The sequence below is a fragment of the Methylobacterium sp. JK268 genome, from assembly GCF_054052225.1.
Window position 1 is genome coordinate 2,501 of record NZ_JBSVZN010000061.1, and the last position, 6,729, is coordinate 9,229.

A 6,729-nucleotide genomic window follows, 5' to 3' on the forward strand; every position below is an offset into this window, starting at 1 on the left:
CGCAAGGACAACGCCGTCCACGCTTCTCTTTCTCCGATGAACTTGTCAAAGAGCAGATCCGACTTTCGTCGGCGGTGTCTCTCTCGAGAACTTGCGATCTTCTATGCCGAAGCGGTGGAAGTTGGCAAGTCCTTTTTTCGAACCCGTTTTTTACCTTCGAGGTGGTCCGGATTAGTTGGGCCGCCCCGTCGGGAGGCGCTCCTATAGGCGGCTCAGAATGGCGTGTCAACAGCCTCCGTCTCGCAGATGCGAGATCGCGCGGGACGACGGCCTCGGCGCCCTCACGGGCGGAAGGGGAGGGGGCAACCGGCGTCCCGCGCGCGACGCCCGTGACCGGAGCGCCGGGCTTCTCGGTCCATCGCGGAATCATCGGCGCGGCCGTCCGGGCGTGCCCTGGCCGCCAGAGTCGCGTCGGCCTTTGGCACAGGGGCGCCGCCGGCGCGTCGCCGGCGGCGCTCACGCGATGCGCAGGCCCCAGATCAGCGCGAGGCTGATCGCCAGCAGGACCGCGAGGGAGCCCGTCACCGCGAGGGTCACGCGCCCGCCGACGCGCGCCAGGACGCGGAGGTCGACGCCCAGCCCGAGGGCGGCCATCGACACCACCGTGAGGTAGCCCGCCGTGCGGGTGAGCGGCCGGGCCGCCGCGTCCGGCACGAGCCCGAGGGACCGCAGAGCCGCTAGCGCCAGGAAGCCGAGGATGAACCAGGGAACGGCCTTGGCGAAGCCGAGCCCCCCGCTGCGCCGGGGGGTGGTCGCGCCCGCACCGGCCAGGCGCGGCGCCAGGAGCGAGAACAGCACCACCACGGGTCCGAGCATTAGCACCCGCACCAGCTTCACCAGCGTGCCGACCTGGGTGCTGAGCAGACCCACCGGCACCGTCGCGGCGAGCACCTGCGGGACCGCGTAGACGGTGAGCCCCGCCAGCACCCCGTACTGGTGCTCGGACAGGCCCGCGAGGGGGATGAAGAGCGGTAGGCCGAGCACCATCAGCACGCCGAGCACCGCCGTGAAGGCGATCGAGGCGGCGACGTCCTCGCCCTTCGCGCCGATCACCGGGGCCACCGCCGCGATGGCGGAGTTGCCGCAGATCGCGTTGCCGCAGGCCACCAGGATCGCCATCCGGGCGGGCAGCCCGAGGAGGCGGCAGATCGCGTAGCTCGCCGCGATCGCCAGCACCACCGTCCCGACGATGCCGGTGAGCAGGGCCGGCCCGGAGGCCACGATCGCCCCGAGGGTGACCGAGGCGCCGAGCAGGGTGACGGCGACCTCGAGGAGCTGCTTGGCGCCGAAGGCGATCCCGGCCCGGAAGCGCGGGCCGGGCGTCCAGGCGGTGCGGATCGCGGTCCCGATCAGGATCGCCAGGACCAGCGCCTCGACGTAGGGATGGCCGAGACCCGTCTCCTCGGCGAGCTGGAGCGCCACCGCCGCGAGCGTGACGGCGAGGCAGAGGGCGAGGCCGGGCAGCGTCGCGGCCGCCCCGGCGGCGCGGGGGCCGGCCGCGGCGGCGATCTTCGTCATCGGGGGCACGCGCGTCCCCCGGCCTCTCCGGCTCGTCTCATCGTCGCGCGACACGGCTCCGCGGCCGGCCCGGCGCGGGAGGCCGGCCCGGATCTCCCGTCCCTCGTTCTCATGCCTCCCGCATCCACGCAACCGGGAGGCGATCCGGCGCAAGTCCTGCCCGCTCTCGGCCGCGGCCGCACCCGCAGGACGGCGTCGTGCGGGCCGGTCAGGCCCTCTGGAGATCGCACTGGGCTCGGAGGCCGCGGCGACGGAGGCAGGGCGCGGTCGCGAGCGGATCGGGCCGTCGCGGCGGAGGATTTGTCTCGTGCAATTTGAAATTGCCCACCAAGCAATATCGATTGATCTGCAATGCCTCTGCGGTGTCTCCCGCGGTTCCCGGTGGTCGAGCGGCGGTCGCCGACCATCCCGGACAGCATCGGCGGATCCGACGATCGGCGATCCGACTTGGAACGGTGTCGACTGACCTTGGTTAGTGCCGCGACGCCCGGTCCAGCGGGTGATGAGGAGGACCCGCGATGCCGACCGAGATCCGCCCTGCACTGCTCGTTCTCGTGTCCGGCGGGCTCCTTCTCGGAACCGTGCTCCCCCTGCGCGCCGCCGACGACGGGGGCTTCGGGGGCCTGTTCCAGTCCCTGTTCGCTGCGCCGCGCGCGGAGCCGCAGGCCGAGCCGGCGCCGGCCGCAGCGCCCCTGCCCGCGCCGGTGGGGATCCGCCGCCGCGCCGCCCGCCATGCCGAGCACCGCGTCGCGCGGGAGGCCGCGACGGTCCCGGCGCTGCGGTTCCGGGTGCGGCCGCGGACGCGCTACGCAGCGCTGCCGCGGGTCGAGGCGAAGGAGCCGCCGGCGCCGGTGGCGGCGGACCCGCAGGCCGCCGCCCTCGCCCGGGCCGGCGATGTCGGGGGCGCCCTGCTGCGCGACGCCACGCTGCGACCGGGCGACATCGTCATCACGGCGACGGGCGCCAAGGTGTTCGGTGGCGCGGTCGGCGACCGCCACCGCCCGGGCGACTTCCTCGAGGCCTCGCGCGCGGCGGGCCTCGACGGCAAGACCAGGCGGCTCCTCGCCGCCATGGTGGCCCCGGCCGGCGCCCTGCCGGCCGACCAGGCGCGCCGCCTCCTCGCCCAGCTGCACCGGGTGCCGGCCGAGGTGACCCCCGTGGCCGTGCAGGCGACGGCCTCGCTGGTGCGCGTGGTCTATCCCGGCGCCGTGCTGAACGCCGCGGCCGCCCGGCCCTGAGCGCCCGCACGGCGTCCCGTCTCGGGGGCCCGGCTTGCTGCGCGTCGGGGGATCGAGCCTCTCCGCGGCGCGGACTTCGCGCGGGTCGACGGACCGGGGGGCGAGAATCGCTTGAACGAAGGGGGGCCGGCCGGGCGCGCCGCGCCCGGCCGGCGATGTCAGCGCTTCTGGTTGTAGACGTCGAGGCAGACCGCGCCGAGCAGCACGACGCCCTTGATCACCTGCTGGTAGTCGATGCCGATGCCGAGGATCGACATGCCGTTGTTCATCACCCCCATGATCAGCGCGCCGATCACCGCCCCGGAGATGCGCCCGACGCCGCCATAGGCCGAGGCGCCGCCGATGAAGCAGGCGGCGATCACGTCGAGCTCGAAGCCGAGCCCGGCCTTCGGCGTGGCGGTGTTGAGCCGCGCCGCGAAGACGAGGCCCGCCAGCGCCGCCAGCACCCCCATGTTCACGAAGGTGAGGAAGGTCAGGCGCTCGGTGCGGATGCCCGACAGGGCCGCCGCGCGGGCGTTGCCGCCGACCGCGTAGATCTGGCGGCCGATCGTCGTGCGGGCGGTGACGAAGGCGTAGAGGGCGATCAGGATCCCCATCAGCACGAGCACGTTCGGCAGCCCGCGATACGAGGCCATCAGCGTCGCCGCGTAGAGGAGGATCACCATCGCGGCGGCGTTCTTCATGAGGAAGAAGGCCGTGGGCTCCACGGCGATGCCGTGGCGCGCCGCCCGCGCCCGGCGCCGCGTGTCGAGGAAGACCAGGGTGAGGGCGAGGAGCGCGCCGATCGCCAGAGAGGTCAGCGACAGACCCCCGACCGGCGGCAGCAGGTCCGGGATGAAGCCCGAGGAGAGCTTCTGGAAGTCCGGCGGGAACGGCCCGACCGACTGCCCCTGCAGGATGGCGAGCGCCAGCCCCTTGAACACCAGCATGCCGGCGAGCGTGACGATGAAGGAGGGGATCTTCAGGTAGGCGACGAAGAAGCCCTGCGCGGCGCCGATCAGCGCCCCGGCGAGCAGGCAGAGCAGCACCGCGGCCGCCGGGTTCACCCCGAGCCGCACCATCAGCACCGCCGCCACGGCGCCGATCGCCCCCGCGACCGAGCCCACCGACAGGTCGATGTGCCCGGTCAGGATCACGAGCAGCATGCCCAGCGCCATGATGACGATGAAGCTGTTCTGCAGGACCAGGTTGGTGAGGTTGAGCGGGCGCAGCAGCGTCCCGCCCGTGGCGACCTGGAAGAACGCCATGATGGCGACGAGCGACAGCAGCATCCCGTAGTCGCGCAGGCCCGCCTTGAGGCCGGTGCGGCGCCCGGTCTCGGTCGTCTTCTCCGTGGGCAAGGCCTCGCTGTTCATGCCGCTCTGTCCTCCCGACGCATGATCGACCGCATGATCTTCTCCTGGCTGGCCTCCGCCCGCGGGAACTCGCCCACGAAGGCCCCCTCGTTCATGACGCAGATGCGGTCGCAGATTCCCAAAAGTTCCGGCATCTCGGACGAGATCACAACCACGCCGCGTCCCGATTCGGCAAGCTCGTTGATCAGACAGTAGATCTCGTATTTCGCGCCGACGTCGATGCCCCGGGTCGGCTCGTCGAGGATCAGCACCTGCGGATCGGTGAACAGCCACTTCGACAGCACCACCTTCTGCTGGTTGCCACCCGAGAGCTGGCCCACCGGCTGGTAGACGCTGGCGCAGCGGATCCGCATCCGCGCCCGGTACTCGCTCGCCGCGCGCAATTCCGCCGCGTCGTCGACGACGAGGCGCGGCGCCACCCGGGCCAGGTCGGCCAGGGTGACGTTCTTGCGGATGTCCTCGGCCAGGATCAGCCCGAGTTCCTTGCGGTCCTCGGTCACGTAGGCGAGTCCCGCGTCGATGGCCCGCCGCACGCTCGAGAGATCGACCTCCCGCCCGTCGAGGATCGCCCGGCCGGAGATCCGCGTGCCCCAGGAGCGGCCGAACAGGCTCATGGCGAATTCCGTCCGCCCCGCGCCCATGAGGCCGGCGATGCCGACGATCTCACCCCGCCGCACCTCGAAATTCACGCCCTTGATCACCCGGCGGTTCGGGTCGGCGGGGTGGTGGACGTTCCAGTCCTCCACCCGCAGCACCGTCTCGCCGATCTTCGGCTCGCGGGGCGGGTAGCGGTGGGCGAGGTCGCGGTTCACCATGCTCCGGATGATCCGGTCCTCCTCGATCGGGCCGGCCCGGCAGTCCAGGGTGTCGACGCTGCGCCCGTCGCGCAGCACCGTGATCCGGTCGGCGACCCGCGAGACCTCGTTGAGCTTGTGCGAGATCAGGATCGACGCGATCCCCTGCGCCCGGAAGGCGGTGAGCAGGTCCAGGAGCTTGTCGCTGTCGCGCTCGTTCAGGCTCGCGGTCGGCTCGTCGAGGATCAGCAGGCGCACGTCCTTCGACAGGGCCTTGGCGATCTCGACGAGCTGCTGCTTGCCGACGCCGAGGTCGATCACCGGCGTGTCCGGGTTCTCGTCGAGGCCCACCTTCGCCATCAGGTCCTTGGCGCGGCGGTGCATCGCCTCGCGGTCGATCACCCCGAAGCGCCGCGGCGGGTTCCCGATGAAGATGTTCTCGGCGATCGACAGGAGCGGGATCAGGGCCAGCTCCTGGTGGATGATGATGATGCCGAGCGCCTCCGAATCGACGATGCGGCGGAACCGCCGCTCCTCGCCGTCGAAGACGATCGCGCCCTCGTAGCTGCCGTGCGGGTAGACCCCGCTCAGCACCTTCATCAGGGTCGATTTGCCGGCCCCGTTCTCGCCGCAGAGCGCGTGGATCTCCCCGCGCTCCACCGTGAACGAGACGTCGCTCAGCGCCTTCACGCCGGTGAAGGACTTGCTGATCTGGCGCATCTCGAGGAGGGCGGTCATGACCGCCCTCCCGTCCGAGCCGCCGCGGGGAATCGTGGGATCATTTGATCTGCGCTGCCTTGTAGTATCCGCTCTCCACGAGCACCTTCTCCCAATTGGACTTGTCGACCACGACCGGGCTCAGCAGGTAGGAGGGCACCACCTTGCGGCCGTTGTCGTAGGTCTTGGTGTCGTTGACCGTCACGGTCTTGCCGGACAGCACCGCGTCCACCATGTCGGCGGCGACCCGGGCGAGGTCGCGGGTGTCCTTGAACACGCTCGAATACTGCTCGCCGGCGATGATCGACTTGAGCGAGGGGATCTCCGCGTCCTGCCCCGTGACGATCGGGAAGGCCCGCCCGCCCGAGCCGTAGCCGATGCTCTTCAGGGACGAGATGATCCCGACCGCCACCGCGTCGTTGGGAGAGAGCACCGCGTCGAGATGCTTGTCCGCGTAGTAGGCGGAGAGGAGGTTGTCCATGCGGGCCTGGGCGGCGGCGCCGTCCCAGCGCAGTGTGGAGACCTTGTCCATCCCGACCTGGCCGCTGCCCACCACCAGCACCTTGCTGTCGATCAGCGGCTGCAGCACCGACATCGCGCCGTTGTAGAAGAAGTAGGCGTTGTTGTCGTCGGGCGAGCCGCCGAACAGCTCGATGGTGAACGGCCCCTTCTTGTCCGGGTAGCCCAGCCCCTTGAGCAGGGACTTGGCCTGGAGCACGCCGACCTGGAAGTTGTCGAAGGTGGCGTAGTAGTCGACGTTGGGCGTGTCGCGGATCAGGCGGTCATAGGCGATCACCTTGGTGCCGCGGGCGGCGGCTTGGGCGAGGACGTCGGAGAGGGTGGTGCCGTCGATGGCAGCGACGACCAGGACCTTGGCGCCCTTGGTGACCATGTTCTCGATCTGGGAGAGCTGGTTGGGGATGTCGTCCTCGGCGAATTGGAGGTCGGTGTCGTAGCCCCGCTCCTTCAGCACCTTCGCGATGTTGTCGCCGTCGGCGATCCAGCGCGCCATCGACTTGGTCGGCATGGCGACGCCGATCGTGGCCTTGCCGGCGGCGAGCGCCGGGCCGGCGATCAGGCCGAGGCCCAGGGCGAGGGCGGCGGCCC

5 protein-coding genes are annotated in these 6,729 nt (G+C 71.1%); 1 reads left to right on the forward strand and 4 read right to left on the reverse strand.

Translation table 11 applies throughout. From position 1 onward, the window contains the following. Positions 1-456: 456 nt before the first annotated feature. Positions 457-1,518, reverse strand: coding sequence for a YeiH family protein (locus ACW9J6_RS34185; RefSeq protein ID WP_457120773.1), 1,062 nt, complete (start codon positions 1,516-1,518; stop codon positions 457-459). 518 nt (positions 1,519-2,036) lie between these two features. Here ACW9J6_RS34185 and ACW9J6_RS34190 point away from each other — a divergent pair. Then, on the forward strand, positions 2,037-2,756 hold the full coding sequence (locus ACW9J6_RS34190; RefSeq protein WP_457120774.1) for a hypothetical protein: 720 nt from the start codon (positions 2,037-2,039) through the stop codon (positions 2,754-2,756). Positions 2,757-2,914: 158 nt separating this feature from the next. On the opposite strand, the gene mmsB is transcribed toward ACW9J6_RS34190, so the two are convergent. The 3 genes from mmsB to chvE all read right to left on the reverse strand — a co-directional run. Further along, positions 2,915-4,111, reverse strand: coding sequence for a multiple monosaccharide ABC transporter permease (mmsB, locus tag ACW9J6_RS34195; protein ID WP_457120775.1), 1,197 nt, complete (start codon positions 4,109-4,111; stop codon positions 2,915-2,917). Then, positions 4,108-5,643: a multiple monosaccharide ABC transporter ATP-binding protein gene (gene mmsA, locus ACW9J6_RS34200; RefSeq protein WP_457120776.1), complete on the reverse strand. Its 1,536-nt coding sequence runs from the start codon at positions 5,641-5,643 to the stop codon at positions 4,108-4,110. Before mmsA ends, mmsB begins: the two co-directional genes overlap by 4 nt. Positions 5,644-5,683: 40 nt before the next feature. Beyond that, positions 5,684-6,729 (reverse strand): multiple monosaccharide ABC transporter substrate-binding protein (gene chvE / locus ACW9J6_RS34205; RefSeq protein WP_457120777.1); only part of this gene is annotated, 1,046 nt, incomplete at its 5' end.

Excerpts from the sequence above, each read along its gene's own strand:
- ACW9J6_RS34185 (WP_457120773.1), bottom strand. The coding sequence starts at position 1,518 with ATGACGAAGATCGCCGCCGCGGCCGGCCCCCGCGCCGCCGGGGCGGCC.
- ACW9J6_RS34190 (WP_457120774.1), top strand. The coding sequence starts at position 2,037 with ATGCCGACCGAGATCCGCCCTGCACTGCTCGTTCTCGTGTCCGGCGGG.
- mmsB (WP_457120775.1), bottom strand. The coding sequence starts at position 4,111 with ATGAACAGCGAGGCCTTGCCCACGGAGAAGACGACCGAGACCGGGCGC.
- mmsA (WP_457120776.1), bottom strand. The coding sequence starts at position 5,643 with ATGACCGCCCTCCTCGAGATGCGCCAGATCAGCAAGTCCTTCACCGGC.